General features: G+C 52.6%; 24 protein-coding genes and 2 tRNA genes. 20 read left to right on the top strand and 6 right to left on the bottom strand.

The genetic code is table 11. From position 1 onward, the window contains the following. Window positions 1–105: 105 nt before the first annotated feature. Genes DPQ25_RS01985 through metF form a run of 3 tightly spaced genes read right to left on the bottom strand, consistent with a single transcriptional unit; the run spans window position 106 to window position 4051 of the window. Window positions 106–2466 (bottom strand): homocysteine S-methyltransferase family protein, encoded by a 2361-nt coding sequence (locus tag DPQ25_RS01985; protein ID WP_112331494.1) that lies wholly within the window; start codon window positions 2464–2466, stop codon window positions 106–108. Then, on the bottom strand, window positions 2460–3155 hold the full coding sequence (locus tag DPQ25_RS01980; RefSeq protein WP_177576791.1) for a vitamin B12 dependent-methionine synthase activation domain-containing protein: 696 nt from the start codon (window positions 3153–3155) through the stop codon (window positions 2460–2462). The genes DPQ25_RS01985 and DPQ25_RS01980 overlap by 7 nt, the downstream gene beginning before the upstream one ends. Window positions 3156–3157: 2 nt before the next feature. Continuing rightward, window positions 3158–4051 carry a methylenetetrahydrofolate reductase [NAD(P)H] gene (gene metF / locus DPQ25_RS01975; protein ID WP_112331492.1) on the bottom strand — a complete coding sequence of 298 codons (894 nt, stop codon included), beginning with the start codon at window positions 4049–4051 and terminating at the stop codon, window positions 3158–3160. Between the two features lie 359 nt (window positions 4052–4410). Here metF and DPQ25_RS01970 point away from each other — a divergent pair, with 359 nt between their 5' ends. The 5 genes from DPQ25_RS01970 (at window position 4411) to ileS (ending at window position 11017) form a co-directional block, all read left to right on the top strand. Next, window positions 4411–5679, top strand: a complete 1269-nt coding sequence (locus tag DPQ25_RS01970) for an aminoacetone oxidase family FAD-binding enzyme (RefSeq protein ID WP_112331491.1) — start codon at window positions 4411–4413, stop codon at window positions 5677–5679. Next, entirely contained in the window at window positions 5658–7229 is a 1572-nt protein-coding gene (locus tag DPQ25_RS01965) for an NAD(P)/FAD-dependent oxidoreductase (protein ID WP_112331490.1), read from the top strand. Before DPQ25_RS01970 ends, DPQ25_RS01965 begins: the two co-directional genes overlap by 22 nt. A gap of 149 nt (window positions 7230–7378) precedes the next feature. After that, window positions 7379–7452, top strand: a tRNA-Gln gene (locus DPQ25_RS01960). Window positions 7453–7455: 3 nt separating this feature from the next. Next, window positions 7456–7532, top strand: a tRNA-Pro gene (locus DPQ25_RS01955). A gap of 371 nt (window positions 7533–7903) precedes the next feature. Then, a complete protein-coding gene (gene ileS / locus DPQ25_RS01950) occupies window positions 7904–11017 on the top strand; it encodes an isoleucine--tRNA ligase (protein WP_112331489.1) in 3114 nt (1037 codons plus the stop codon). Window positions 11018–11195: 178 nt separating this feature from the next. On the opposite strand, the gene DPQ25_RS01945 is transcribed toward ileS, so the two are convergent. Continuing rightward, window positions 11196–12314 (bottom strand): uroporphyrinogen decarboxylase family protein, encoded by a 1119-nt coding sequence (locus DPQ25_RS01945; RefSeq protein ID WP_112331488.1) that lies wholly within the window; start codon window positions 12312–12314, stop codon window positions 11196–11198. Between the two features lie 240 nt (window positions 12315–12554). Here DPQ25_RS01945 and DPQ25_RS14565 point away from each other — a divergent pair, with 240 nt between their 5' ends. Continuing rightward, a complete protein-coding gene (locus DPQ25_RS14565) occupies window positions 12555–12692 on the top strand; it encodes a hypothetical protein (RefSeq protein WP_177576790.1) in 138 nt (45 codons plus the stop codon). Between the two features lie 21 nt (window positions 12693–12713). Here the strand turns inward: DPQ25_RS14565 and DPQ25_RS01940 are convergent, their stop codons facing one another. Next, window positions 12714–12962: a helix-turn-helix domain-containing protein gene (locus DPQ25_RS01940; protein ID WP_112331487.1), complete on the bottom strand. Its 249-nt coding sequence runs from the start codon at window positions 12960–12962 to the stop codon at window positions 12714–12716. A 185-nt stretch (window positions 12963–13147) separates the two neighbouring features. On the opposite strand from DPQ25_RS01940, the gene DPQ25_RS01935 reads away from it, so the two are divergent. Beyond that, window positions 13148–14077 (top strand): hypothetical protein, encoded by a 930-nt coding sequence (locus DPQ25_RS01935; RefSeq protein ID WP_112331486.1) that lies wholly within the window; start codon window positions 13148–13150, stop codon window positions 14075–14077. Window positions 14078–14302: 225 nt separating this feature from the next. On the opposite strand, the gene DPQ25_RS01930 is transcribed toward DPQ25_RS01935, so the two are convergent. Then, on the bottom strand, window positions 14303–15319 hold the full coding sequence (locus DPQ25_RS01930) for a PhoH family protein (protein ID WP_112331485.1): 1017 nt from the start codon (window positions 15317–15319) through the stop codon (window positions 14303–14305). A gap of 332 nt (window positions 15320–15651) precedes the next feature. Between DPQ25_RS01930 and DPQ25_RS01920 the strand changes: the two genes are divergently transcribed. The 13 genes from DPQ25_RS01920 to trmD all read left to right on the top strand — a co-directional run bounded on the left by DPQ25_RS01920 (window position 15652) and on the right by trmD (window position 26636). Then, window positions 15652–16386: a TrmH family RNA methyltransferase gene (locus tag DPQ25_RS01920; RefSeq protein WP_112331483.1), complete on the top strand. Its 735-nt coding sequence runs from the start codon at window positions 15652–15654 to the stop codon at window positions 16384–16386. 391 nt (window positions 16387–16777) lie between these two features. Further along, window positions 16778–17284: an rRNA maturation RNase YbeY gene (gene ybeY, locus DPQ25_RS01915; protein ID WP_112332005.1), complete on the top strand. Its 507-nt coding sequence runs from the start codon at window positions 16778–16780 to the stop codon at window positions 17282–17284. Window positions 17285–17287: 3 nt separating this feature from the next. Continuing rightward, window positions 17288–17773: a diacylglycerol kinase family protein gene (locus DPQ25_RS01910; RefSeq protein WP_262510497.1), complete on the top strand. Its 486-nt coding sequence runs from the start codon at window positions 17288–17290 to the stop codon at window positions 17771–17773. Between the two features lie 63 nt (window positions 17774–17836). Next, a complete protein-coding gene (gene era, locus DPQ25_RS01905) occupies window positions 17837–18778 on the top strand; it encodes a GTPase Era (RefSeq protein WP_242978190.1) in 942 nt (313 codons plus the stop codon). Between the two features lie 235 nt (window positions 18779–19013). Then, entirely contained in the window at window positions 19014–19772 is a 759-nt protein-coding gene (recO, locus tag DPQ25_RS01900; RefSeq protein WP_112331482.1) for a DNA repair protein RecO, read from the top strand. A 76-nt stretch (window positions 19773–19848) separates the two neighbouring features. Further along, on the top strand, window positions 19849–22209 hold the full coding sequence (locus DPQ25_RS01895) for an endonuclease MutS2 (protein WP_112332002.1): 2361 nt from the start codon (window positions 19849–19851) through the stop codon (window positions 22207–22209). An 11-nt stretch (window positions 22210–22220) separates the two neighbouring features. Then, a complete protein-coding gene (locus DPQ25_RS01890) occupies window positions 22221–22910 on the top strand; it encodes a DUF2140 family protein (protein ID WP_112331481.1) in 690 nt (229 codons plus the stop codon). 111 nt (window positions 22911–23021) lie between these two features. Further along, window positions 23022–23396, top strand: a complete 375-nt coding sequence (ylxM, locus tag DPQ25_RS01885) for a YlxM family DNA-binding protein (protein WP_112331480.1) — start codon at window positions 23022–23024, stop codon at window positions 23394–23396. Window positions 23397–23435: 39 nt separating this feature from the next. Next, window positions 23436–24755, top strand: coding sequence for a signal recognition particle protein (gene ffh, locus DPQ25_RS01880; RefSeq protein WP_112331479.1), 1320 nt, complete (start codon window positions 23436–23438; stop codon window positions 24753–24755). Window positions 24756–24823: 68 nt separating this feature from the next. Beyond that, window positions 24824–25066: a 30S ribosomal protein S16 gene (rpsP, locus tag DPQ25_RS01875; protein ID WP_112331478.1), complete on the top strand. Its 243-nt coding sequence runs from the start codon at window positions 24824–24826 to the stop codon at window positions 25064–25066. 14 nt (window positions 25067–25080) lie between these two features. Beyond that, window positions 25081–25314: a KH domain-containing protein gene (locus DPQ25_RS01870; protein WP_112331477.1), complete on the top strand. Its 234-nt coding sequence runs from the start codon at window positions 25081–25083 to the stop codon at window positions 25312–25314. A gap of 76 nt (window positions 25315–25390) precedes the next feature. Then, on the top strand, window positions 25391–25906 hold the full coding sequence (gene rimM / locus DPQ25_RS01865; protein WP_112331476.1) for a ribosome maturation factor RimM: 516 nt from the start codon (window positions 25391–25393) through the stop codon (window positions 25904–25906). Then, window positions 25896–26636, top strand: a complete 741-nt coding sequence (gene trmD / locus DPQ25_RS01860; RefSeq protein ID WP_112331475.1) for a tRNA (guanosine(37)-N1)-methyltransferase TrmD — start codon at window positions 25896–25898, stop codon at window positions 26634–26636. The genes rimM and trmD overlap by 11 nt, the downstream gene beginning before the upstream one ends. Window positions 26637–26848: the final 212 nt, after the last annotated feature.

Here is a 26848-nt window from a genome sequence, read left to right as displayed (position 1 = left end):
ACATTATAACTATACCAAGTCATGAAATTGTTCTTGACGTGGTAAAATAAAAGGCTCTGAACAGCTTATTGCTGTCCAGAGCTTCATTTTATGAAAAAGCAAGTATTATCCTAAAACAATTTTAGCAATATCCGCGCTGGCCTTCGCATCCTTAGCATAGTAGTCCGCGCCGATTTCCTTAGCATAGCTTTCTGTCAGCACCGCGCCGCCGACCATGATGGTACAATTGGTCTCGCGCCGCAGCGCCTGTATGGTCAGTGCCATATTGGCCACGGTGGTGGTCATCAGCGCAGAAAGCCCGACAAGCTTCGCCCCGGAGCGGTTGACCTCTAAAACAACGGTTTCCGGTGGGACATCGCGGCCAAGATCGATAATATCATAGCCGTAATTTTCCAAAATCACTTTGACAATATTCTTTCCAATATCGTGAATGTCGCCCTTCACGGTAGCGAGAATAATTTTTCCCTTGGAAATAGCCTGGCCCTGGCGATTCCCGGCAAGATTTTTTTTGATTTCATCAAAGCCGGCCTGAGCGGCGGTAGCAGCTTGGATCAGCTGAGGAAGGAAGAGCTTTCCGGTCTCAAAGTCATTGCCGACCTGGTCCAATGCGGGAATCAGTAAATCATTGACAATGTGCATAGGGTCCTGTGTTTTCAATAATTCCTGTGTGGCTGTGCGGGCGTAGTCTTTCAAACCGTCCCGGACCGCCTGCTCAAGGGAGGGGTAGCCGGTGGCATTGGGAGCGGCCGACGGGCTTTTTTCGGGATTGGCGGCGTGGCGTTCGAGGTAGCGCCCCGCGCCGGTGTCCCGGTTATAGAGCACGTTGAAGGCATCCACAGCATTCATCATGGCGCGGTTGTTGGGGTTGATGATGGGAAGGTCCAAACCATGGGCCAGGGCCAACGTAAGAAAGGCGGTATTGATAATCTCACGTTCCGGCAGGCCGAAGGAGATGTTGGAAACGCCCAGAACGGTTTTGACACCCAAGCGCTCCTTCACCATCTGGACGGCCCGCAGCGTTTCCCGGACCTCGGCCTGCTGTACCGAGGCGGTCAGCGTTAGGCAGTCGATATACAGGTCCTCCTGTGGAATACCGTACTGCCGGGCGGCCTCTACAATTCTTTCGGCAATTTTAAAACGCTCCTCCGCCTGGTTTGGGATGCCCTTTTCATCGAGCGTCAGGCCGATGACGGCAGCGCCGTATTTTTTAACGAGGGGTAAGATTTTATCCAGAACAGAGCGCTCCCCGTTTACAGAGTTGACCAGCGCCTTGCCGCTGTAAAGCCGCAGCCCGCGCTCCAGCACGGCAGGGCTGCTGCTGTCCAGCTGAAGCGGGGCATCCACAACGCCTTGCAGCTCGCGTACGGTTTCAGACATCATGTCCACTTCGTCGATACCGGGCAGGCCGACGTTTACATCGAGAATTTCGGCGCCGGCATTTACCTGCTCAATCGCTTGGGTGAGGATATAGTCGATGTTCCGGTTGCGAAGCGCTTCTTTAAAGAGCTTTTTGCCGGTGGGATTGATACGCTCGCCGACAACGCGGACACCGTCCACAACAACGGCTTTTGTCGCGCTGCACAGGGCCGCCTGCCTGCGGCTGTGCCGCAGCACGGGCGCCCGCCCTTTATAGCTTTCGGCAAGCAGGCGGATATACGCAGGCGTAGTGCCGCAGCATCCGCCGATGATAGTGGCGCCGAGCTCCAGAAAGCCCTCCATACGGGTGCAGAAGTCCTCTGCGCTGATGTCATAAGCGTTCGAGTTCAGGTTCGGAAGACCCGCGTTCGGCTTGACAATAATGGGCAGGCTGGTCCACTGAACAAGCTCCTGGACGAGGGGCAGAATCTCGTCCGGCCCCAGGGAACAGTTGATGCCCAGCGCGTCGGCGCCCAGGCCCTCCAATGTCAAGGCCATGGAGGCCAGTCCGGTTCCGGTAAAGGTATGCCCGTTTGCTTCAAAGCTCATGGTACAGAATACAGGGAGCCGTGTGTTTTCTTTGGCGGCCAGTACAGCAGCCTTCATTTCTAATAAATCCGTGATGGTTTCGCAGACAATTAAGTCGGCCCCGGCTCTTTCACCAATAGTCATCATCTCGCGGAAAATATCGTACGCCTCTTCCATTTTCAAGCTGCCGTTGGGCTCCAGCAGAGCGCCGATAGGTCCGCAGGAAAGCGCAACCATGGTTTCAGATCCTTTCGCCGCGGCCCGGGCGTTTTGTACGCCGGCGGTGATGAGCGCTTCAACGCTATGACTGCAGTGCTGAAGCTTACGGCGGTTTGCGCCGAAGGTATTAGAGTAAATGATATCAGCCCCTGCCTCTACATATTGGCGGTGGATGGACTGAATCAGTTCCGGCTGCGTCAGGTTAAGCGCCTCGGGCACTTTTCCAAGTTCGGCGCCGCTGGCCTGCAGCATGGTGCCCATGGCGCCGTCCAACAGGATGATTTTATTCAATAAATTCAACATTGGTCACCTCTTTTTCGGAATGCACAGCGGTCCCGGTTTGGGCAGGCGTCACATTTGTTGCGCTTTTCCCCCGGCCTTGACAAGGGCCCGTCCGGCAGGGCGGTAACGCCAATAATAGCGGTCACGGATTTGCTGGGCGTCATCAGCAGGCTGTCGGTCAGCGAAAGGCCAATCTTTCGGGAGGCATCCATTATGCGAATTAAATCCTGCTGGGTCTCAAGCGGTAAGTCGCCATAGCCGGGACTGAAGCGCCAGGTTATGCCCTTGCCTCGCCCGGCGCATAGGCTGGCAATCTCTGCCTCTGCAGCATCGGCGACCTTTTCAATGGCCTCGGTAGCGCAGGCGTCATAAATCACCGCCTCCTCCGGCTTTTGCAGGAAACTCAGGCGTATTTTCTTTTCAATGGCGAAGCCAAGCGTCGCGCAGAGAATATAGACTTCTCCACAGCCGGACAGATGGCGGCAGATGTCCTTGCCCTGGAGGGTAAGGCCCGTGCGGCCGATTTCAACCAGATTTTCACCCGGAATAATGGGGAAACAGCGATAAAAATAAAGCGGTTGGATGATATGCAGTGTTTGCTCCATACAGTGCCGGAGCGTATTTTCCAGGGAAGACGGAATTTCCGTTCCGCGGTAGCCAAGGTAGCGCAGTACCTCCCGGCGGTCTAGCTGCAATGGTGTCAAAGGCATGGTCATGCCTCGTTGGCGCTGTTTTTAGCGGCAATAATGGATTCGACGGCGGTGCTGATACGGGTAGCTGTTTGGACATTATTCATGGTGTAAAGATGAATGCCCTGCACGCCGTTTTCGAGCAGGTCCATGATTTGCTCCGTCGCATAAAAGAGGCCCGCATCCCGAAGCGCCGCAGGATTGTCGCTGTACCGGTTGATGATGGTCGCCAGCTTTGTGGGGATACTGGCGCCGCACATACTGATGGTACGCTCGATTTGATTTTTATTGACAATCGGCATAATTCCAGCCTGAATGGGGACTGTAATGCCCGCCTGGCGCACCTTGTTTATAAATTCATAGAAACGCTGGTTGTCAAAAAAGAGCTGAGTGATCAAATGGGTGACGCCGCTGTCGATTTTATACTTCAGATTTTCAATGTCCGCCTCCAGGCTTTGGCTTTCATAGTGGCATTCCGGGTAACAGGCGCCAACTAGGTTGAAGGAGGCATCGTAGCTCTTAATAAAGGCGGCAAGATCGCTGGCGTGCACAAAGTCGCTCCGGTTTTCTTCACCGGCCGGCAGATCCCCGCGCAGCGCAAGAATATTCTGCACGCCATTTTCCTTTAATGTATTGAGGGTCTCGATGATCTTATCCTTGCGGGCATTGACGCAGGTTAAATGAGAAACAGGCTCAATGTGGTAATTGCTGCGTATGAGCGAGGCGATTTCACAGGTTTTGCTCTGCTGAACGGCGCTGCCGCCCGCGCCATAGGTAACGCTGATAAAATCCGCCGGAAGGCCCCGCAGGCCTAACAGAGTATTGTAAATGACATGTACGGGGTTGTCCTTTTTCGGCGGAAAAACCTCCAAGGAGAACACAACCTTTTTTACACGAAACAGCGTCGATAAATCCATAGCAGCACATCCTTTTATTTTGATATGGCATAGGCGCCGTCTCGGTTTGTTCAAGGCGCTTATGCTTTTATCAAATCATAATTCATTCTTAATAATTATTATAGCAAATTTTTTTCTAAAGGTCTAACAAAACCTTGTAATCTCTACTTATTTTGTCGGATTAGCAGGAGAACCGGGCGTAATCGTCTTGTTTTTAAGTCCTAATCCATAAAAGCCGCGGTGATTTTGGCGGGGTGGCATGGCGTTTACCATGCTGCTTGGTTTAATTTCCTGAAATAGCCGTAGGGCTTGACAACCGGGGGAGGTACGTTATAATGCAAAGTAGGAAAAGTAGAAACCGTACGGCGGGAAAGGATTGAATGATGGCGGAATCGGTTTATGATATTGCGGTGGTCGGCGGCGGCGCTTCCGGTATGATGGCTGCTGTGGAGGCAGCGCGTGCAGGCGCGCGGGTTGTGCTGCTGGAGGCTCAGCAGCGCGCGGGCAGAAAGCTGCTTGCCAGCGGGAACGGCCGCTGCAATTTAACAAATCGCCTGCTTACCGCTCAAAATTATCATGGAGATGCCGGGACGGCCGCTCACGTGTGGGAACGCTGGACACCGGAGCTGGTTATTAGAGAGTTTCGCCGGTTTGGGCTGCTTTGCCGCGAGCTCGAGGAGGGGCGCGTTTACCCTTATAGCTTGCAGGCTTCAACCGTACAGAAGCTACTGCTTCGTCTGTTGGAAAATACAGGTGCGGAGCTTCGCTGCGGCTTTTTGGCGGAAAATATCACCAGGAAGGAGAAGGGGTTCACAATAGCCTCGCCTTCGGAGAGGCTACGGGCGCAAAGAGTCATCATTGCCGCTGGCGGAAAGGCCGCCCCTCAGTTAGGAGGCGGAGAAAGCGGTTATGAACTGGCCCGGGCGCTTGGGCACACGGTTACACCGCTGTTTCCGGCACTGGTTCAGCTGGCGGTACCCAGGGCACGCGTAAAAGCGCTGAAGGGGGCCCGGGCACTGGCTGCCGCGTCTCTGCTGGTTGACGGCAGAGTGCGTAAAACGGTGCGCGGAGAGGTGCTGTTTGCGGAAGCCGCCCTGTCGGGCATCTGTATTTTTGAGCTGTCCCGGGTTTATGGCGCCCTGTCGGAGCAGGAGCAAAAAAATGCCTGTGTAAGGCTGGATCTTATGCCTGAATATGAGATTGGTGATATTAAACAGCTGCTGAAGGGCGCCAGGGGCACGGCTTTTCATGGTGCAGAGGCCGCGGAGGGGCTTCTTAACCGTTTAATTGCGCAGGAGCTCGCCCGCAGGGTTTTGCCAAAACAGCAGGGAACGACGGAACAGGAGCTGAACCCCCGGCAGCTTTCACAACTGGCCGCGGCAGTCAAGCAGTTCGATTTTCCAGTGACAGGCACGTTGGGCTGGGAACATGCACAGGTTACGGCGGGCGGGATCCCACTGGCGGAGATCAATGAAAATACGATGGAGTCCCGCTGCTGTCCCGGCGTCTATTTTACGGGAGAAATTCTTAATATAGATGGGGATTGCGGCGGTTTTAACCTGCATTGGGCCTGGAGTACGGGCATCATTGCCGGGAGGGCGGCGGCGCTGAAGAACAGGGAGGACGTATGTACCGAATCACAGAAATAGCATTGCCTTTAGACGGACAGGAGCAGGAGCTCCGCGCCTTGGCGGCAAAGAGGCTGCATGTGGAACCGGAGCGGGTTTGCGCTCTGTCGCTGGTTAAAAAGTCGGTGGACGCACGGAAGAAAAACGACGTCCGCTTTATTTGTACGGTCGAGTGTGAGGTTTCCGGGCCAAAGCCGCGAGTTAAGGACCCGCGGGTCAAAGCCTGTGAGCCGGTTGTTTATCAGCTGCCCGAATTTAGACCCCTGCAGAGCCGCCCGGTGATTGCCGGCGCCGGTCCCGCGGGCTTGTTTGCCGCGCTTATTTTGGCCCAGGCCGGGCAGCGGCCTATCCTGATTGAGCGGGGCGCCGACGTTGACGCACGGACACAGCAGGTGGAGCGTTTCTGGCGTTCGGGGGTGCTCGATTCTAATACCAACGTACAGTTTGGCGAAGGTGGAGCCGGCGCCTTCTCGGATGGTAAGCTGAACACGGGCATAAAAGATCCCCGCATGCACAAGGTGCTGCAGGAGTTCGTCAATGCAGGCGCCCCGCGTGAAATATGCTGGGAGGCTCTGCCGCATGTAGGGACGGACCGTCTTTGCGAAGTGGTAAAAAATTTAAGGGCATCCATTATTTCCCTGGGGGGAGAAGTGTGGTTTCACACCTGTCTGACGGATTTGCGCATATCGGACGGTGTGCTGAAGGCTGTTCAGCTGAATGGGGGGCAGTGGCTTGACACAAATTGCTTGATTCTGGCGGTGGGGCACAGCGCCCGGGACACCTTTCGCTGGTTAAACCAGGCGGGAATCCCGATGGAGCAAAAAGCTTTTTCGCTGGGGGCCCGTATAGAGCATCTGCAGGCGGAAATTGACCGTGCCCAATATGGCGGCTTTGCAGGCCATCCTGCATTGGGGGCGGCGCCCTATAAGCTGGCGGTGCACTTAGAGAATGGACGGGGCGTGTACACGTTCTGCATGTGTCCCGGCGGTCAGGTGGTTGCTGCGGCCAGCGAAGAGGGGCGGGTGGTCACCAATGGCATGAGCTACTATGCACGGGACGGGATAAACGCGAATGCCGCGCTGCTGGTCGGGATCGGGCCGGCGGATTTTGACTCCGAGCATCCGCTGGCAGGTATGTTTCTGCAAGAAAAAATTGAAGAGCAGGCATTCCGGGTTGCGGGCGGCGGCTACCGAGCGCCGGTCCAGCGGGTAGGGGACTTTATGCAGCGCCGGGTCAGCACCAGCTTTGGAGCGGTGCTTCCGACCTATCGGCCGGGGGTGGCGTTTGCCAGCCTGGATGCTATTCTTCCGCAAGAGGTTGCCGGGGCGATGCGGCAGGGGCTTTTGAAGATGAACGCCCGGCTGCGGGGCTTTGCACATCCGGATGCATTGCTGACGGGCCCGGAAACGCGCAGCTCGTCACCCGTGCGCTTTTTACGGGGAGCGGATTGCCAGAGCCTTGGCTGCAGGGGGCTTTACCCCTGCGGCGAGGGAGCAGGCTGGGCGGGCGGCATCACCTCGGCCGCCGTCGACGGAATCCGCTGCGCCGAGGCGGTGCTAAGAAACGCATAAGCCAAAAAATAGGCGGAAAAAGGGGAGTGCTGAACACGTGGGGAAGGAATTGTAAAAACTATTCTAAAAAATTTGCAAAAGATGATTGACAAACAAAAATAATTTGCTATAATTATTATTGCTGTTTGATGATTCGCAGCTGAAAATAATGCGGAATTGTGTAAAGGTAGCACGACAGACTCTGACTCTGTTTGTGAGGGTTCGAATCCTTCTTCCGCAGCCATATCGAGGTGTGGCTCAGCTTGGTAGAGCGCTACGTTCGGGACGTAGAGGCCGCTGGTTCGAATCCAGTCACCTCGACCACTGCGCAGATAATTGCGGCAAGCCCCACTGCTTCGGTTTTACTGGAGCTTTGAGGTTTTTTGTTTATTTAGCTTTTATTACAATTTGAATTTTTACAAAAGCTTTGACGGAGACAAGTAGGCTTCAGAAGAAAATTCAAGCGAGCCGGGGCAGGTGGAAGCCCGGTATGAGTAAGCTGCGCCGAATATCACTCTGGAGCTGCGGGCTGAACGCTTTTGAGTAAGCCTCGCCGGAATCCCGCCGTTATGGGGACGCATATTTTTGTATGTAGTAATAGGTGGTATAACGAAGTCAAGCCTTCGTCCTGTTCTAAGGACGAAGGCTTTTATTTTACCGGAAATTAAGCAGGCATGAACGGAGGTTGACAATCAATGTACGAAAAGGTTTCTACAAGCATGAACCTGGTTGAACGCGAAAAAGAGACGGAAAAGTTTTGGCATGACCATCACATTTTTGAAAAAAGCTTGGAACAGACCAAGAACGGAAGAACCTATACCTTCTACGACGGTCCTCCCACGGCCAATGGCAAGCCGCACATCGGCCATGTGCTGACGCGCGTAATTAAAGATCTAATCCCGCGCTACCAAACCATGAAGGGCTGCCAGGTGCCGCGAAAGGCTGGTTGGGACACCCATGGCCTGCCGGTGGAGCTGGAGGTGGAAAAGCTTCTGCACATCAATGGAAAAGAGCAGATTGAAGGCTACGGCCTGGAGCCTTTCATTGAAAAGTGCAAGGAAAGTGTTTGGAAATATAAGGGGATGTGGGAGGATTTCTCCCGCACCGTCGGCTTCTGGGCGGATATGGAGAACCCCTATGTCACCTATGACAATCATTTTATTGAATCCGAGTGGTGGGCCCTGAAGACCATTTGGGATAAAGGGCTGCTGTACAAGGGCTTTAAAATTGTGCCCTACTGCCCGCGCTGCGGGACGCCGCTCTCCAGTCATGAAGTGGCGCAGGGGTATAAGGATGTCAAGGAACGTTCGGCAATAGCGAAGTTTAAACTGAAGGACGAGGATGCGTATTTTTTGGCCTGGACGACCACCCCGTGGACGCTGCCGTCCAATGTGGCGTTGTGCGTGAACCCGGATGAGGCTTATGTGAAGGTCGCCTTTAAGGGCGAGGTTTACTATATGGCCGAGCAGCTGGTTCCCACGGTTTTAGGAGAGGAAGCGCAGGTTCTGGCGGCCTTTGTGGGCAAGGACCTGGAATACAAGGAGTATGAGCCGCTGTTCCGTTTTGTTGAGCCCAAGGAAAAATGCTGGTATGTGACCTGCGACGGCTATGTCACACTGACGGATGGTACCGGTGTGGTGCATATTGCTCCCGCCTTCGGCGAGGATGACGCAAAGGTCGGCCGCAAGTACGGCCTGCCCTTTGTACAGCTGGTGGACGGCAAAGGCGAGATGACGAAAGAAACACTCTGGCCCGGGGTCTTTTGCAAGGATGCCGATAAGGAGGTGCTGAAGAATTTGGATGAGCGGGGGCTTCTCTTCTCCGCCCCCAAGTTTGAGCACAGCTATCCTTTCTGCTGGCGCTGCGATACTCCGTTGATCTACTACGCCCGTGAATCGTGGTATATTAAAATGACAGCGGTCAAGGATGACTTGATCCGCAACAACAACACGGTTCATTGGATGCCGGAGAGCATTGGCAAGGGCCGTTTTGGCGATTGGCTTGAGAATGTGCAGGATTGGGCCGTCAGCCGTAACCGCTATTGGGGTACGCCGCTCAATGTCTGGGAGTGCGCGTGCGGGCATCGCCATGCGGTCGGCAGCATCGCGGAGCTCAAGGAGATGTCGCCCAACTGTCCGGATGATATTGAGCTGCACCGCCCTTATGTGGATGCAGTGACCATCACCTGCCCGGTGTGCGGCAAGCAGATGAAGCGTGTGCCGGAGGTCATTGACTGCTGGTTCGATTCCGGCTCCATGCCGTTCGCTCAGCATCATTATCCCTTTGAGAATAAGGAGTTATTTGAAAAGCAATTTCCGGCCGATTTTATCTCTGAAGCCGTTGACCAGACAAGGGGCTGGTTTTATTCGCTGATGGCGATTTCGACGCTGCTTTTCAACAAGGCGCCTTTCCGTAATGTCATTGTGCTGGGACATGTGCAGGATGAAAACGGACAGAAAATGTCAAAGTCGAAGGGCAACGCGGTTGACCCCTTCGAGGCGCTGGAAACTTATGGCGCAGATGCAATCCGTTGGTATTTCTACAGCAACTCCGCACCGTGGCTGCCGAACCGCTTCCACGCGAAAGCCGTTTTGGAAGGGCAGCGGAAGTTTCTTTCCACACTGTGGAATACCTATGCGTTCTTTGTGCTCTATGCCAATATCGATGAATTTGACGCGACGAAGTATTCGTTGGAGGCGGAAAAGCTGACGGTCATGGACCGCTGGTTGCTCTCTAAACTGAATAGCCTGATTACGGAGCTGGACGGACACCTGAGCAACTACCGGATCCCAGAGGCGGCCCGCTGCTTGCAGGATTTTGTGGATGAGCTGAGTAACTGGTATGTGCGGCGCAACCGGGAGCGCTTCTGGGTTCAAGGGATGACGGATGACAAGGTGTGCGCGTATATGACGCTTTATACTGCGCTGGTTACGGTAGCAAAGCTCGCAGCGCCGATGATCCCCTTCATGAGTGAGGAGATTTACCGCAATCTGGTTTGCAGCATCGATTCTTCTGCGCCGGAAAGCGTGCATCTTTGCAGCTACCCGGTAGCGGACGATAAATTCAAGAATGCGGAGCTGGAGGCCAACATGGATGAGGTGCTGCAGATTGTGACGCTGGGCCGTGCGGTTCGGAACGCAGCCAGCCTGAAAAACCGCCAGCCGCTGGCAGAGATTTTTGTTCACGCAGAGCATCATAAGCTTGACGGCCTCTACAGGGAAATTGTCACAGACGAGCTCAATATTAAAAAGTTCAGCTTTACAGAGGACTTGTCCGCATTTACCTCTTATATTTTTAAACCGCAGCTGAGAACGCTAGGGCAAAAGTACGGCAAAAAAATCGGCGAGATCCGTACAAAGCTCAGTGAACTGAACGGAAATGCGGCAAAAAAGGAATTGGATGAAAAAGGCTTTATTACGCTGGCCCTTTCCGACGGCGACATCCGTCTGGCCGAAGAGGACCTGCTGGTTGAAACCGCGCCGTCAAAGGATTTTGCTTCTATGACAGACCGCGGCATCACGGTTGTGCTCGACACCCGTCTGACCCCAGAATTGGTCGAAGAGGGCTTTGAACGCGAGATTATCAGTAAAATACAATCCATGCGCAAAGAGGCGGATTTCAATGTGATGGACCATATCATCGTTTACCAGCAGGGAAGCGAGCGGGTAGCGGAGATTATGAGAAAGTATCAGGCTTCCATTCAGCATGACGTATTGGCGGATGCTGTTTGCTATGGTGAGATGGACGGCTTTACCATGGAATGGAATGTGAATGGCGAGAAAACAACCTTTGGCGTAAAGGTCTGCTGACTCTAAATAACAACAAGCGGGGTGTGCCTTCAGGCACACCCCGCTTGTTGTTATTTTATTTGTAAAACCGCTAGTTTTAACGAGTGTTTTACCCCTTTGTCCACTTCAGAGGGGTTCCTGTGCTAAAGCAAAAAAGCCCGCCGGAGAGTATGCGCTCCGGCGGGCTTTTAAGACCAATTTATTTGGTAAAAACTTCATGCATGCGTTTGCAATAGTACTGAACGTTTTCCCATTTGGCATCCGGCGCAATTCGATGATCCGGGCAGGGAATATAGCCGCCAAGTGCGACCAGCGGACGCAGGCGTTCGATTTCCTCGTCAATTGCCTCAAAGTCCTTGGCAAAAACCGTTTTGTTCATGCCCCCAACGCCACGCAGGCCCTTGCCATATTTTTCACGCCAAGGAGCAATGCTGGCGTTCCAGGTGCCGACCTCAATCGGGAACATCGTATTGACGCCGTTTTCAAACCAGATTGGAATCAGGCTGTCGATCATACCGTCGCAGTCCAGAGAAACAATGTCAACACCATAGTTCTTGAGAAGGCCGGTAATGCGCTTGTAGTGGGGGCCAACCAATTCCTCAAACACAGAGGGGATGACCAGCGGACCGTTTTTAAAGCAAATATCCTCCCAGAAGTGGGCAAAGTCAAAGTGTACGCCGGTTTTCAGAATATTTTCAGCAACCTGATAGCAGAGGTTGGCATTGTCGTCAATAATCTCCTTGTAAAGTTCCTCGTCATCGGCGTAGAGGTAGGAAATCCCTTCCACACCGCACCAATTGCGGATATTGCCGAACAAGCTGCCAATATGGATGCCGAGCATATTTTCGGAGTGCTCACGGTTCTTCAGCGTTTCGAGATAATTAAAATCAATACGCTCATCGCTGTATTGCAGGCGGGGCTTATAGTGTTCTTCATAGCTGGCGCGATCCTTAAGCAGGTGGTCAACCTCAGAGGGAATGGAGGCAACATGCGGCTTTACCAGTTCAATAACGCCCTCATGATTAACCACTTTTTGTAGGCCGTTGGGCAGCTCCTCTAAAACTTTGGGTTCAAAACCGGGACGTAAGGCGCTGTTTCCGCCAAAGCAGGTGGACCAGTTTGCGTCAAAACCAAGCTTTTTAGCAATAGAGAGGTCGGCAGCGTTGCCGTCGGCCCAATTTTTGGCCTCTTCCCAGGTGATATGGCCTTCCTCAGCCCATTTTTCCAACGTCTCAGCCCAATAGCCAAAATGAAGGATGGGGAGCCGCTCGTAGGGTTCATAATGAAGTACAGCGAGCGTGTTTTCGCGGATGTTCATGTAAATTTCCTCCTGTGTGATAAAACTGACCTGTAATCAGGGCGTTTTTCTCAAAAAATCCTGATGATATAAATAAGAAAACCTTTTTTTACTATACTTTAAAAAGGGTTGAAAGGATTGGATTTTATTGTTTTTAATTGGAGTTTTTTGTACAAGTTCTAAAGTACAGACCATTCAAGCAGGACCTTTATGGACGAATAAAAGACGCGATTTGCGGAATAATATGGATGAGGTGAGAACATGGAGGATTATATTTTTTCAGAGCTTTCTGCTGCCGAGCTGGAGAAGCTGCTTGAGACAGAACGCCGCTTTCAAGAAGAAAGCGGACGAGAAATGATCTTACTAGCATGTGAAAAATCAAAACCAGAGCAGCAATAAAACAAAAACGCAGCTTGTTCTCTAGCTGCGTTTATTTTTTTCACGGGATTCCATTTCCGCCTCGACCTGTGCCATCAGGTCACTGGCCTTCATATCAAGAGCCTCGCTAATGCGGAAAAAAGTCTCAAGGGTGGGTTTGCGCTGCCCGCGCTCAATAGCGCTCAAATGCGTGCGGCCAATGCCGGCGAAACTGCTGAGAACCTCTTGAGACAGCCGCTTTTGCTCCCTCAGATGTTGAATGACATATCCGACAATTTCCGCATCCAGCATGGTATAATCTCCTGACTCTGATTCTAAAGATTATTGTAATAAAAAATAGAAAGAGCAATGAATACATTTGTTGTCAAATAAGCGCGGCTGTGCTATACTATTATTTGCTTATGTTAATGGTTTAATACGGTAAAGGAACATATTTGCCGCAGAAGAAAACGCATGGAGTAAGGGAGGAACAGGAGATGTCGCTTAGCGGCTTGCTGAAGGGCTGCGGAGAAAGAGAGCGGGCTTTCCAGGAAATACTCAGGTCTTTCCTGCCGGAGCCAAAGCAATTTTATACGGCATCCGGCCATAAGGCATTTTCCAAAGAATATCAATTAAGGGCGCCTGCCGCTCAAGCCCTGGAGCGAAGGGATGTGGCCTTTGTAGGGACGGCGTTTACCAATTTGGCGGAGGTTATGGTTGCGAGAGCAGTTGAGCGCGGTAAAAGGGCGGTTTTATCGTTTCCGTTGGCCTTCAAGGGGTTGGAGCTGGCGACGGAAAAGCTCGGCAGCGCGGAGGTGGTTAAACAGCAGCTGAAAGATTTTTTCACCGCGTCGGTTCTAAAAGTGGAACGGTTTGTCAAGGGGGGAGAGAGCATAGAAAAAATCTTACCCGCTTGTTATTATTTATCTAAGCTGGAGCAGCTGTCGGGGTTATATCAGGACGTATGGCCTAAAAACATCCCGGCTTACCTAAAGGCCCGGGAACAGCGTGAGCTTGTCACTGACCTGGAGCGTCTGTGCGGCGTGTTTAACCATGTGTTTATCCAGTCTGGGCTGGCTGGGGGGAAAAGCAGGGCGGTGTTCAGGCCAAGCCTCGGTCGCTTGTCGGACGAACTGGGCGGGGCCGGGGTGAGCTTTTACCTGGACGGGACACTCTATTACATGAAAACCTCCCAGACATACGGGTACCGCTGGCGGGAGATTGCGCAGGCTGTGAGCGGCTATTTGCTTTATTTGCTGGACTGTGGACAAGCCCGGCCTGCACATGCCCTTGGGGAGCTCCGCGTGGAAAGACTGGCCTTTTACCAGGCCCGTTTTGGCGAAATTGAATATTTGGACCTCAGCAGGCTGGATTCACTTGCGATCGAGACAGCGGCGCAAAATCTCAAGGCCTTTTTTACAAAATAAAAGACGGGCTTTTTTAAGCCCGTCTTTTATTTTGTTCGGAGGGGAAGGCTTGGCGTATGACGGTTTCGATTTTCCGGGTCTCAGAAAATGGCGGAAAGCCACATTTTACCCGCAGGCCTAAAATAAAAGGCCGCCCGCGCAGGGCAGCCTGGAACAAAGTTAAAGCATTATGCGGAGTGAACGGCGCTTTTTCAGTGGCGGTTAATATCGGACGGCAGCGAGGCCTCAACCGCCCTGTTTACCGGGATAATGGAGACGGACAGATTTCTCCCGGTGGCCGGTTTGTTTTTCCTCGTCCTTTTCGAAAGCCTTGACAATTTCCCGCACCAGGCGGTGGCGGACAACATCGCGGTTATTTAAGTGAATAACCGCGATTCCATCGATTCCTTTCAGCAGGGAGGCACAGCGCTCCAGCCCGGAATTGCTCTGCCTTGGCAGGTCAATCTGTGTGACGTCGCCGGTAAGAATAATTTTTGAACCCTCTCCGAGCCGGGTCAACGCCATTTTCAGCGTTGGCAGCGAGGCGTTTTGCGCCTCATCTATAATGACTATCGCGGAGTTTAAGGTGCGGCCGCGCATGTAGGCCAGCGGAGCTATTTCGATTACGCGGTTTTCCATGTAGCGCTGTACCTGTTCATGCCCCAAAATTTCGTCCAGGGCATCATACAGCGGCCGCAGATAGGGGTCCACCTTGCTCTGGAGGTCGCCGGGCAAAAAGCCGAGGCGCTCCTCGCCAGCCTCAATAGCGGGGCGGCTCATAATGATGCGGTCCACTTCCTTCCGGCGCAGTGCAGAAACCGCCGCCGCTACAGCTAAATAGGTTTTACCGGTGCCCGCCGGGCCGATGCAGATGGCGACGGTATTCTCCTGCAAGGCCTTCACATAATTCTTTTGTCCGATAGTCTTGCATTTAATCGGCTGGCCCTTATGCGTAATGGCGACGACGTTTGTCATGGCCTTGAGCGTGTCGTCCATACCGCCGTAGCGGGCGAGGTCTATGATGCGGCATACGGTCGACTCGTTTATATTTTCGCCGTTGTCAGACAGCTTTTTAAGCGCCTCCAGCGTGTCCACCGCCAGCTTTACGCTGTCGGTTGTCTCTCCCTTCACTTCAATTACGGAATCACGCGCATTTATATTTACTGAAAATGCAGTTTCAATGGCTTTTACATTGACATCATAGGTTCCAAAAACGCTGAGCTGCTGAGATATAGAGGTAAATTCAACGGTTCCTGTCTGCAAAAAGAACGACCTCGCTTTCTTTTAGTAGGGTAAGGTTTTTGACATGCTGCAAGCTGCGAACTCCAATGCGTACCCCGCTGAGCGGCTATTACAGCCCAGAGGTTTGTTGTTATTATAGCACGGCTGTTTTTATTAATAAAGCGGCAGACGGAATTTTATTTGCGGTTTACTGTATTCGCACTGGAGCCAAAGCTGGCATCTGTGTTATAATGGCAACAAACCGGAGGCCCCTTGCACAAGAAATATTTTTATTGCCGGGCCCATTTTAATTTAGTCCCGCAAGCTGAATGAAGTGTAATTTTGCTGTAGGGCTTTGAAATTAGGAGGATAAAATGAATAGGGATGTTCCGCTGAAAAAATATCAGAAGAAAATGGAATACTCCTACACGCTGGGGGCGTTTCCAACGGTTGAGCTGCTGAAAAACCAGCCCGGCCAGGCCTTGAAGGTTCTGCTGCATTCAAACTTGACAAGCGTTTCTGAACGTGAGTTGGTGACAAGGCTATGCGCGGAAAACCAGATCCCGATTGAAAATGGAGATAAGGCGATTGCGCGGATCAGTGATAAAGAGAACTGCATGGTCGCCGGTGTTTTTAAAAAATATGCCGCATGCCTGAATGAGAAGGCCAACCATATCGTGTTGGTGAATCCAAGCGATATGGGAAATGCAGGAACAATCATCAGAACCTGCCTGGGCTTTGGCGTAACCGAAATTGCCATTGTTGGCCAGGGGGTGGACGTGTTCCACCCCAAGGTTGCCAGGGCCTCTATGGGGGCGCTCTTTCAGGTTCATATCCAATATTTCCAGGATTTTGGGGCATATTATAATATTTATCATAATGAAAAACGCAGCTTCTACCCGTTTATGCTCAAGGGCGCCACAGATCTCAGCCGCCTGGAGCGCGCTCAAGACGGTTTGTTTTCTCTCATTTTCGGCAATGAGGCCTCTGGACTGGACGATGCCTACCTTGAGGTCGGTAAAAGCGTTTTCATCCGCCATAGTAATAAGATTGACTCCTTGAACCTGTTAATGGCGGTGGGGATTGCATTGTTTGAGTTTACGCGCTGACAGCCGTTAAACGCTGATTTTGCTAGGGGATTTTGTCGAATGTCATCCATGCCTGGTACGATAAATCTGGCTATACTGGCCTTTTTATAATTTTAAATTTTGTGGTATTTTAACCGAATTTATAAAAAATACTAGACAAAGCGGACAAAAAAGACATATAATAAAAAAGAACGTGAAAGAATTAACATTTAATCTGCCGGTGCAGGGCAGTCGGAATTAGAAAATTGATTTTTGAGTGGCGTTCGCTGGGTTTAGCCGGTTGCGTGTTTTTGCGCAAAACAGCACGCTTCGGTTGGAATAATCGAATTTTGCAGAGAGCATGAAATTTAAGATTGCCGCCTTCCCATTATTAGTATGGGAAGGGTGGGTCTTGGAAAGGGTTGGTAAAAGAATGGAAAAAATCAGAGTGATTATCGACAATAAGCAGAAGGCCGTTAAAATTCCCACAGGGCTGAGGATGCTGGTCAGACGTTGCTGCAATGCGGTGCTGAAGCTGGAAGGCTTTCGCTATTCGGCGGAGATCAGCGTAACCTTTGTGGATAATGAGCAGATTCATGAGTTGAACCGCCAGTACAGGGGAAAGGATGCGCCGACAGATGTTCTCTCGTTCCCCATGGGTGAAAACGGCGTTTATGATGAGAATCATGCCACTGGGGCTAAGATTTTGGGCGATATTGTTATCTCCATGGAAAAGGCGGTTGAGCAGGCGCGGCGCTATGGGCACAGCTTGGAGCGTGAGGTCGGCTATTTAACGGCGCATTCCATGCTGCACCTGCTGGGCTACGACCATGAAAAATCCGGGATGGACCGCGTTCGTATGCGGGAAAAGGAAGAATGGGTAATGACCCAGCTGGGGCTGCCGGGTACCAGCAGCTATGTGCTGGAAGACGAGGAGTAGGGCTTGCGCTTTTTAAAAGGCTTTTTATATGCCTTTCAGGGAATTGCATATTGTATAAGTCATGAGCGGAATATGCGGATTCATACGGTGGCGCTGCTGTATGTTTCTGCTTTTTCGTTGTTTTTTCAGCTGTCACGTGTTGAATATGCGGTTTTGTTTTTGACATTTGCACTGGTGATGATGGCAGAAATGGTCAATACGGCAATAGAACGCCTTTGCGACAAAACGGCGAAGGAGTACCACCCGCTCATTAAACATGCAAAGGATATGGCGGCCGGCGCGGTATTGGTGTGCGCTGTTTTTGCCGTGGGGGTGGCAGTCTGTTTGTTTGGAGATGCAACGGTGTACCCGGTTATTTGGAGCTGGTTTTTGAGCCGCCCCTGGGCTTTTGTTTTGTTTTTGGTCTTTTCTTTGCTCAGTGTGGTGTATATTATAGCGGGCCCTCCGCGCATACGGGATTTTCTGAAGGGGAAAAAGAAAAGGCGGTAACAACAGCGAGGCCCGGCGGCCGGGGGGAGTTGCACGGCGCTCGAAATGCAGAAAGGATATGAAATGCAGAATTCTATGATAGTAGATCTTCAAAATAAACGGTCGGCGTTTATTGCAATTGTGGGACGCCCCAATGTGGGCAAGTCCTCCCTGCTGAATGCGATGATTGGACAGAAAGTTGCCATTGTGAGCAGCAAGCCCCAAACAACACGGACCAGGATTATGGGCGTGTTGACGGAGGGGGCGGATCAGCTTGTCTTTATTGATACGCCGGGCCTGCACAAGCCGCGCAGCCGCCTGGGCGAATATATGGTCCGTTCTGTGCGGGAATCCATCGCGGGTGTAGACGCGTGCCTTTTAGTAGTTGAGGCGGGCAAGAAGACCTCCCCGGCGGACCTGGAGCTAATCGCAAAATTTAAGGAAACTCAAATGCCGGCGGTTTTGGCAGTGAATAAGATTGATTTGCTGCCGGATAAAAGCCTTTTGATGGAACAGCTGGCGGAGCTCTCCAAGTTATACGAGTTTGCGGCGATTGTCCCGGTCTCTGCGGTTGATGGAAACGGCGTCCGCAGCGACCTGCTGCCGGAGCTGCTCAAGCAGTGTATGCCGGGCGGGCATTTTTTTGAAAGCGACACACTGACCGACCAGCCGGAGCGGGTCCTGGCCGGGGAGATTATTCGTGAAAAGCTGCTGCGGCTTTTAGACAAGGAAATTCCGCATGGGACGGCTGTCGCCGTGGAGCGTATGCGGGAGCGCGAGGACGGCAGCGGCATTCTGGATATTTCCGCCGTGATATTTTGTGAAAAGCAGAACCACAAGGCTATCATCATTGGCAAGGGCGGTTCCATGCTCAAAAAAATCGGCAGTTATGCCCGTGAGGACATGGAACGCTTTTTCGGCGTGAAAATTAATTTACAAATTTGGGTTAAGGTCAAAGAGGACTGGAAAAACCGGGATGCTGTCCTGCATAGTCTCGGATATGACCAGACCGGCTTTGACGATTAACCATCAGGATTTTTACTTTTTGCAAATATTTCCCTCACATAGAGCCCCCTTTCACGCAAATACTGTTATTAGCTTAAATGTTGCTGAAAGGAGCGTCGGGAATTTATGGACGAGGAGACAGCTTGGGCCTGCTTTATGAGAACAGGCAGCGTGAGGGATTACCTGGTTTACAGTCAAAGCAAACGTTCCGGCCGGGCCGATCAGGCAGCCCGGCAGACGGAGCAGGAGGAAACGGATGCAGTTCAATACGGAGGGCCTTGTTCTCAACGAAATGAATGTGGGTGAGACGGACCGGCTTGTTACAGTGCTGACCAAAAAAGAAGGGGTCCTGCGTGCTTTTGCCAAGCAGGCAAACCGGACTTCCAGCGGCAAACTGGCCGCAACGAGGCTGTTTTGTTATTCCCGCCTGTCTGTGTACAAGGGGCGGGATAAATACATAATTGATGACGCGAAGCCCATTGAAGTTTTTTTTGAGCTGCGTAAAAACCTGGAAGGTTTAACTTTGGCGCAGTATTTTTGCGAGCTGTCAATTTCCATGGCGCCAAGGGAGGCGCCCGCCGGTGATTTTCTGCGCCTTTTGCTCAACACCCTCCACTTTTTGTGTAAGGGAACACGACCCTTGCTGCTGCTTAAATCAGTAGTGGAGCTGCGCCTGCTTTCGTTGACGGGGTATATGCCCAACCTGGTCGGCTGTGAGGAATGCGGCTGCTATGAGGCGGAAGAAATGCTTTTCTACCCGCGGCACGGCATGCTGCTTTGCGGCGATTGCGCGCGCGGCGTACAAAAGGATGGCGGCGGCATCCCGCTGTCACAGGGTGTTTTGACAGCGATGCGCCATATTGTTTATGTAGACTTTGAGAAGCTGTTTTCTTTTTCTTTGCCGGAGGACGGCTTGAAGCAGCTTGCCAAAGCCAGCGAGCGGTATCTGTTGGCTACGCTGGGGCGCGGCTTTCAGACATTAGACTTTTTTCACCAGATGCTTTCGGAAGCGTAAACGGCTGCCGCTGGGGAGTAAGCGTTCATTTATAATGTGATTGTTGTATTTTGAGGGATGAATCATGGAGCATGCTATGCAGCGCAATATCCATGCGCTTGAACTGGATAAAATTTTACAGATGCTGGCGGAAGAGGTTTCCTGTGAGGATGCAAAGAAATTGGCCCTACGCTTGGAGCCTTCCTCGTCTTTGACGGGGGTCCGCTGTCTTTTAGAAGAAACCGATGCCGCCTATGTTTTGATGGCCCGCTTTGGCTCGCCGTCCTTCAGCGGTTTAAAGAACATCGCCAATGCGCTGCGCCGCGCGGAGGCCGGCGGCGTGCTGACGATGCCGGAGCTTCTGCGGGTGGCGCAGGTCCTGCGGACGCTGCGCGGCGTTACCGAGTGGCGCTCGAAGAGCGAAGGGGCTCCAAGTCCGCTGGATGTCCGCTTTGAAACCATATTCCCCAACCGTTATTTGGAGGAAAAAATCTTTACCGCGATTGCCTCGGAGGAGGAAATGGCAGACAGCGCCTCAAACGAGCTGGCCGCCATACGCCGGAAAATCAGGTCTGCGTCTTCACGCGCCCGTGAACAGCTGGATAAGCTCGTACGTTCCCCGGTCTATCAAAAATATTTGCAGGATCCAATCGTTACCATGCGCGGCGGGCGTTTTGTAGTGCCGGTACGTGCGGAGTGCCGGTCGGAAATTCCGGGCCTGGTCCACGACACCTCTGCCAGCGGCGCGACGATCTTTGTGGAACCGATGGCGGCTGTTGAGGCCAATAATGAAATTCGGGTCTTGCTTTCACAGGAAAAGGCCGAAATCGACCGGATTTTGGGCGAGCTTTCTTCAGAAGCAGGAAGCTTTGCCGGGTCGATTCTGAAAAGCTATCAGGCTGCTGTGGAACTGAGCCTGATTTTCGCCAAGGCGAATTTGGGCTATAAAATGAAGGCTTCTCTTCCTGAGGTGAACGATGAGGGAAAAATCGAGCTCAAACGTGCGCGCCACCCGCTGATTGCCAAAGAGAAGGTGGTGGCGACCGATATTGAACTGGGAATGCGGTTTGACACCTTGGTCATCACCGGACCCAATACGGGCGGTAAAACGGTTTCGCTGAAGACCATCGGCCTTTTAAGCCTGATGGCTGCCTGTGGGTTCCTGCTTCCGGTTGCGGACGGCAGCCGGGTGTCTGTTTTTGACCGGATTCTTTCCGATATTGGCGATGAACAGAGCATAGAGCAGTCGCTGTCAACCTTCTCGGCACACATGACCAATATTATTGAGATCATGAAGGAAGCGGATGGCAGGACCTTGGTGCTGTTGGATGAACTGGGAGCGGGCACGGACCCTGTAGAGGGTGCGGCACTGGCAACGGCTATTCTGGAGTCGTTGCGCATGAAAGGCTCTTTGCTTGCGGCGACAACACATTATGCAGAGCTGAAAGCTTATGCGCTACAGACTCCTGGGGTTGAAAATGCATGCTGTGAGTTTGATGTGGCGACGCTGCGCCCGACCTACCGGCTGTTAATCGGGGTTCCCGGACGCTCCAACGCCTTTGCCATCTCGTTGCGCCTGGGGATGGAGGAGCCGGTGGTCGAACGTGCCAAGGCGTTGGTATCGACGGAGAGCCTTCGCTTTGAGGATGTGGTCGAGCAGCTGGAGGCCAGCAGGCAACATATGGAGAGCAACCGTCAAGCCGCGGAGAAGGAACGGCTGTCCGCCGCATCGGCAAACCAAGAGGCCCAGCGGCTGCGCGAGCGGATACAAGCGGAGGCAGACCGCGAGCTGGAAAAGGCGCGCCAAAAGGCGGCGGAGCTGGTTGCAAGAACCCGGGGACAAATGGACGCCTTGCTCGAGGAAATGGAAGAGATGAAACGCGCCGTTAACAAGGGGATTACCGCGGAGCAGAAAGCCCGGCTCCGGGCGGGCCTGAAGGCCATGGAAAACACTGCGGATCCCATTCATAAAAAGGAGGCGGAGCATTACGTTTTGCCTCGTCCGCTTCAAGTTGGCGACAATGTGCTGATCTATGATATTGATAAAAAGGCGACGGTGGTGGAACTCCCTGAGAAGGGGGATTCGGCGGTCGTTCAGGCCGGAATTATCCGAACGCGTGTGCCACTAGAAAATCTGAGGCTGCTGAAGCAGGAAAAAAGCCGGATTCCTAAGGCGCGGGTCACAAAGGACATCGGCCGGCAGCCGTCCGGCCGTTCTCTGCTGGAACTGGATATTCGCGGTCAAACAACAGGCGAGGCCCTGATGGAGGTGGATCGTTTTATTGACGGCGCCGTACTCTCCGGGGTCCATCAGGTTACTATTATTCATGGCAAAGGGACCGGCGCTCTGCGCGCCGCCGTGCAGGCGCATCTCAGAAGCCATCCGGCGGTGAAGAGCTACCGGTTGGGGGTGTTTGGAGAGGGCGAGAACGGCGTGACCATTGCAGAGCTGAAATAAGGGGGAATAAAATGCGTGAGACTGCTCGGAAAAAGAAAAAAGCAGGGTGGATAATCGGCGGTATCCTGGCGTTTTTATTCGCGGCATTGGCGGTTCTGGCAGTCCTCGCCCTCAGTGACCCCAAAAAGGACCAGGCGTTTCATCAGGGCGCAACACAGCGAGCGACCGTTCAGGCCCTGGCGCAGGGGACCCTTACCGGCCAGCCGGTTGCACTCAGTGAAGAACAACTCAACGACTTGCTGCCATCGGATTTGGCAGCATATTTGTCGACGGACTCCCTTACTGTCAAGGCGGTTCATGTTTCCTTGACAGAGGATTCCTTACTGGAGGTATACTTGCCGGTGCGGCTTCAGGGAATTGACCTGGCGGTGACCATGCAGGTGAACCCTGTCTGCGAGGCCGGTAAGATCCAGCTGCAAATTAAAAGCCTTCGGGTAGGGTACCTGCCTGTTCCCACGGATTGGGTGTTGAATATGGCGCGGGAAAAGCTGCCGGCAAAGATCACCGTGGACGGCAGCACTATCTCCATACCGGCGCAGGTTCAGCTGCTACAGACCCAGAGCGGGGAGACGGCGTTGACCCTGAAAGTAACGCAACTGACGGTTTCTGGAGCGGATAAAGTTTTTTATCTGAAGGTGGAAGCCGATATGGACGGGCTGAAGGATTATCTGTCTGGAATCTTGGACAACTGGCTGAACTGATTAAAATTTTATAATCTTTAAAACCGCCCTTGACAAGAGGGCGGTTTTATTGTATAATCAGCAAATGTAAAGTAAATTGCTTTACATTTGCTGAGGGGAGGGAAAATCCAGGTGGCTAAGAATTTGGAAATCTCTTTTTTGCTGGATTTTTATGGGGATTTGCTGACCTCGAAGCAGCGTGAAGTTATTGAATATTATTATAACGACGACCTCTCCTTGGCGGAAATCGCCGATAATGAGGGAATCACCCGGCAGGGAGTGCGGGATTCCATTAAGCGTGCGGAGGCGCAGCTGTTGGAAATGGAGCAGCGCTTGGGCCTTGCCAAGCGTTTTCGTGAGATGAACACGGGCCTGGAGCGGGTAATTGAGCTGACGAAAGAAATCTTGGAGTATAACGTGCATTATTCCTGTTCGCCTCAGCTGGACTCAAAAGCGCGGGAGATTCTGTCCATTGCGGATCGGTTGGTTGAAGAGAGCGATGGTTGATCAGGCGGATCGATAAAAAGCGGAAAGGCGGTAGATCTTTTGGCATTTGAAGGGCTTGCGGATAAACTCTCTGCGGCGTTTAAGCGCTTAAAATCAAAGGGCAAACTGAGTGAGCCGGATATCAAAGAGGCTATGCGGGAGATTCGGCTGGCCTTATTGGAGGCGGACGTCAACTATAAGGTGGCGAAGGAGTTTACCGCTAAGGTGAGTGAACGCGCCGTCGGCCAAGACGTAATGGAAAGCCTGACGCCTGCCCAGATGGTCGTTAAGATCGTCAACGAAGAGCTGACCGCTCTAATGGGCAGCGATGCCGCACGGCTGGCAACGGCCTCCACGCCACCGACGGTCATCATGTTGTGCGGCCTGCAGGGCGCCGGTAAGACGACACACGGCGGAAAGCTCGCCCTGATGCTGAAAAAGCAGGGCCACCGCCCGCTGTTGGTGGCGGCGGATATTTACCGTCCGGCCGCGATTAAGCAGCTGCAGGTAGTCGGCGAAAAGGCCGGCGTCCCTGTTTTTGAACAGGGAACGGAAAAACCGGTGAAGATCTGCCGGGCTGCTGTGAAGCATGCGAAGGACTACGGTAATGATATCGTACTGATTGATACGGCCGGCCGCCTGCAAATTGATGAAGTGCTGATGGATGAATTGAAGGAGATCAAGGCCGCGGTTCAGCCGCAGGAGATCCTGCTGGTTGTTGATGCTATGACGGGCCAAGAGGCTGTCAATGTGTCGAAAACCTTTGACGATCTGCTGGAGATTACAGGCGTCATTTTAACGAAGCTGGACGGAGATACCCGCGGCGGCGCGGCGCTATCCGTGCGTTCTGTCACTGGCAAGCCGATTAAATTTGTCGGCGTCGGTGAAAAGCAGGAGGATCTGGAGGTTTTTCACCCGGATCGCATGGCTTCCCGGATTTTGGGCATGGGCGATGTGCTGACCCTGATTGAAGAAGCACAGAGCAAAATTGACCAGAAGGAAGCGGAGAAGCTCTCTAAAAAAATGCTGGAGAATAAGCTCGATTTTAATGACCTGCTGGCGCAATTTCAGCAGGTAAAGAAGATGGGGCCGCTCAAAAATGTACTCAGCAAGTTTCCAGGGATGGACAAACAGCTCAAGGATGTAGACATTGACGACCGCATTATGGATCGCACGGCGGCAATCATCCTCTCCATGACGAAGGAGGAGCGTGAAAAGCCCGCACTGATCAACCCCTCGCGCAAAAGAAGGATCGCGGCCGGCAGCGGCATGAAGGTCGAAGATGTCAACCGCCTGCTGAAGCAGCTGGATCAGATGCAGAAGATGATGAAGCAAATGGGCGGCAAGAGCATGAAACGGCGTATGCGTATGCCGTTCTGAAGATGCTTTCACCCGGTTATTCCGGTGAAATAGATATTATGGAATAAATTCATTTGGAGGTGAATGATATGGCAGTAAAAATTAGACTGCGTAGAATGGGTGCGAAAAAAGCTCCCTTCTACCGCATTGTTGTTGCAGATTCCCGCTTCCCCCGCGATGGCCGTTTCATTGAGGAAATCGGTACTTATGACCCTATGCAGGACCCTTCCGTCGTTAAGGTAGATGCCGAGAAGGCTAAGAAGTGGATTGCCAACGGCGCGCAGCCCACTGACACGGTAAAGGTGCTGTTTAAGAAACACGGAGTTCTGTAATTCGGAGGAAACACATGAAGGATTTATTGGTCGTGATCGCCCAGGGCCTCGTAGAAGATCCTGCCGCTGTGCGGGTGGATGAGGACGAGCCCCTGGAGGACGGAACGGTAGTGTACCATCTCCATGTTGCCGAAAACGACATGGGGCGGGTCATCGGCAAACAGGGTCGCATCGCAAAAGCGATTCGTGTTGTCATGCGTGCCGCGGCGACCCGGGTCAATGGGAAAGTTTCAGTCGAGATTGATTGATTTGCGAGTACCAAAGGGCGGACGGAGACGTCCGCTCTTTTCTTATAGAGACAGAGGTTAAAAAGGAGCGTTTGACATGTTAAAGCCTTTTTTAGAGGCTGGGCGCATCGTCGGCACGCATGGTGTGCGCGGCGAGCTGAGGCTTGAACCTTGGTGTGATACGGCAGCGTTTTTATCCGGCTTCAAAACCCTGTATTGGCAGGAAGGGCGTACGCCGGCTCAGGTAGAGTCTGCCCGGCCTCACAAAAGCCTGCTGCTGCTAAAGCTGGCGGGAGTGGATACAGTGGAGCAGGCAGAGGCCCTGCGCGGGCGTGTCGTTTATATTGCGCGTACAGACGCCCGACTTCCGGAAGGTCAATATTTTCAGCAGGATTTATTGGGCTGCGAGGTGGTGGACGCGGATACGCAACAGGTTTACGGTAAGCTTACCGATATTTTTTCCACCGGAGCCAATGATGTCTACCAGGTGACCGATGCAGCGGGAAAAAATTATTTGCTGCCGGCTGTCCGCCAGGTGGTGACGGCGGTGGACATCACTGCGGGCAGGGTTGAAATCCGCCCAATAAGGGGGATTTTCGACGATGCGGATTGATCTGCTGACGCTGTTCCCAGATATGTGCGAGACGGTAATGGCTGAGAGCATCGTGGGCCGCGCCAGAAAGAAGGGGGCGCTGCAGGTTTGCTGCCACCAAATACGGGATTACGCGCGGGATAAACACCACAGTGTGGATGACACGCTCTTTGGCGGCGGCATGGGCATGCTGCTGCTGGCGGAGCCGATAGCGGCGGCTTTTGATGATGTGCTGGAACGGGTTGGGAGAAAACCGCATACTATTTATATGTCGCCGCAGGGAAAAACACTGACGCAGAAGCGTGTATGTGAGCTGGCTCAGGAAGAGAATCTGGTAATTCTGTGCGGCCATTATGAAGGGGTTGACGAACGCGTGCTGGACGCTTATGTGGACGAGGAAATCTCCATCGGCAATTTCGTTCTGACAGGCGGGGAATTGCCGGCGTTAATGCTGGCGGATGCGGTCAGCCGGATGATTCCCGGTGTTCTTTCCGCAGATGAATGCTTTGAAGAAGAGAGCCATTACGCGGGGCTGCTGGAATATCCACAGTACACGCGCCCTGCTGTATGGCGTGGACGGGAAGTGCCCGAGGTGCTCCTCTCTGGTCATCATGCTAATATCCGTAAATGGCGCCGCGAGCAATCCCTGCTGCGAACAGCCCGGAAGCGCCCGGAACTGCTGCGGGATGCAGTGCTGGACGACAAAGACCTGAAATTTTTAGAACAAAACGGATTCATCAAACAAGTATAGTGAAAATGCTGTTTTTTGTCGGCTAACCGTGGGGTTGGTACGGTATCAACTGGCATAGGTTATAAAAAGTTTTCAACAATATTGGCAGCTTGCACAAAGAGGCTCGCTCTATTTTTCTCTTAATTCAGTTAGTAATCCAAAGTTTATGCAAAATAGTTGACGGATGTTAGAATTGTGATATAATAGCGTTGAATTTAATTGTTAAAGAACTA

The sequence above is a fragment of the Hydrogeniiclostridium mannosilyticum genome (genome assembly GCF_003268275.1).
GTDB classification, from domain to species: Bacteria; Bacillota; Clostridia; order Oscillospirales; family Acutalibacteraceae; genus Hydrogeniiclostridium; species Hydrogeniiclostridium mannosilyticum.
The sequence above is the reverse complement of the archived record's forward strand: the minus strand, read 5'-3'. Positions and strand labels throughout refer to the sequence as shown.

What these genes read in the sequence shown, in the direction of transcription:
- DPQ25_RS01985 (WP_112331494.1), bottom strand. Translation starts at nt 2,466, where the DNA reads ATGTTGAATTTATTGAATAAAATCATCCTGTTGGACGGCGCCATGGGC.
- DPQ25_RS01980 (WP_177576791.1), bottom strand. Translation starts at nt 3,155, where the DNA reads ATGCCTTTGACACCATTGCAGCTAGACCGCCGGGAGGTACTGCGCTAC.
- metF (WP_112331492.1), bottom strand. Translation starts at nt 4,051, where the DNA reads ATGGATTTATCGACGCTGTTTCGTGTAAAAAAGGTTGTGTTCTCCTTG.
- DPQ25_RS01970 (WP_112331491.1), top strand. Translation starts at nt 4,411, where the DNA reads ATGATGGCGGAATCGGTTTATGATATTGCGGTGGTCGGCGGCGGCGCT.
- DPQ25_RS01965 (WP_112331490.1), top strand. Translation starts at nt 5,658, where the DNA reads ATGTACCGAATCACAGAAATAGCATTGCCTTTAGACGGACAGGAGCAG.
- ileS (WP_112331489.1), top strand. Translation starts at nt 7,904, where the DNA reads ATGTACGAAAAGGTTTCTACAAGCATGAACCTGGTTGAACGCGAAAAA.
- DPQ25_RS01945 (WP_112331488.1), bottom strand. Translation starts at nt 12,314, where the DNA reads ATGAACATCCGCGAAAACACGCTCGCTGTACTTCATTATGAACCCTAC.
- DPQ25_RS14565 (WP_177576790.1), top strand. Translation starts at nt 12,555, where the DNA reads ATGGAGGATTATATTTTTTCAGAGCTTTCTGCTGCCGAGCTGGAGAAG.
- DPQ25_RS01940 (WP_112331487.1), bottom strand. Translation starts at nt 12,962, where the DNA reads ATGCTGGATGCGGAAATTGTCGGATATGTCATTCAACATCTGAGGGAG.
- DPQ25_RS01935 (WP_112331486.1), top strand. Translation starts at nt 13,148, where the DNA reads ATGTCGCTTAGCGGCTTGCTGAAGGGCTGCGGAGAAAGAGAGCGGGCT.
- DPQ25_RS01920 (WP_112331483.1), top strand. Translation starts at nt 15,652, where the DNA reads ATGAATAGGGATGTTCCGCTGAAAAAATATCAGAAGAAAATGGAATAC.
- ybeY (WP_112332005.1), top strand. Translation starts at nt 16,778, where the DNA reads ATGGAAAAAATCAGAGTGATTATCGACAATAAGCAGAAGGCCGTTAAA.
- era (WP_242978190.1), top strand. Translation starts at nt 17,837, where the DNA reads ATGCAGAATTCTATGATAGTAGATCTTCAAAATAAACGGTCGGCGTTT.
- recO (WP_112331482.1), top strand. Translation starts at nt 19,014, where the DNA reads ATGCAGTTCAATACGGAGGGCCTTGTTCTCAACGAAATGAATGTGGGT.
- DPQ25_RS01895 (WP_112332002.1), top strand. Translation starts at nt 19,849, where the DNA reads ATGCAGCGCAATATCCATGCGCTTGAACTGGATAAAATTTTACAGATG.
- DPQ25_RS01890 (WP_112331481.1), top strand. Translation starts at nt 22,221, where the DNA reads ATGCGTGAGACTGCTCGGAAAAAGAAAAAAGCAGGGTGGATAATCGGC.
- rpsP (WP_112331478.1), top strand. Translation starts at nt 24,824, where the DNA reads ATGGCAGTAAAAATTAGACTGCGTAGAATGGGTGCGAAAAAAGCTCCC.
- DPQ25_RS01870 (WP_112331477.1), top strand. Translation starts at nt 25,081, where the DNA reads ATGAAGGATTTATTGGTCGTGATCGCCCAGGGCCTCGTAGAAGATCCT.
- rimM (WP_112331476.1), top strand. Translation starts at nt 25,391, where the DNA reads ATGTTAAAGCCTTTTTTAGAGGCTGGGCGCATCGTCGGCACGCATGGT.
- trmD (WP_112331475.1), top strand. Translation starts at nt 25,896, where the DNA reads ATGCGGATTGATCTGCTGACGCTGTTCCCAGATATGTGCGAGACGGTA.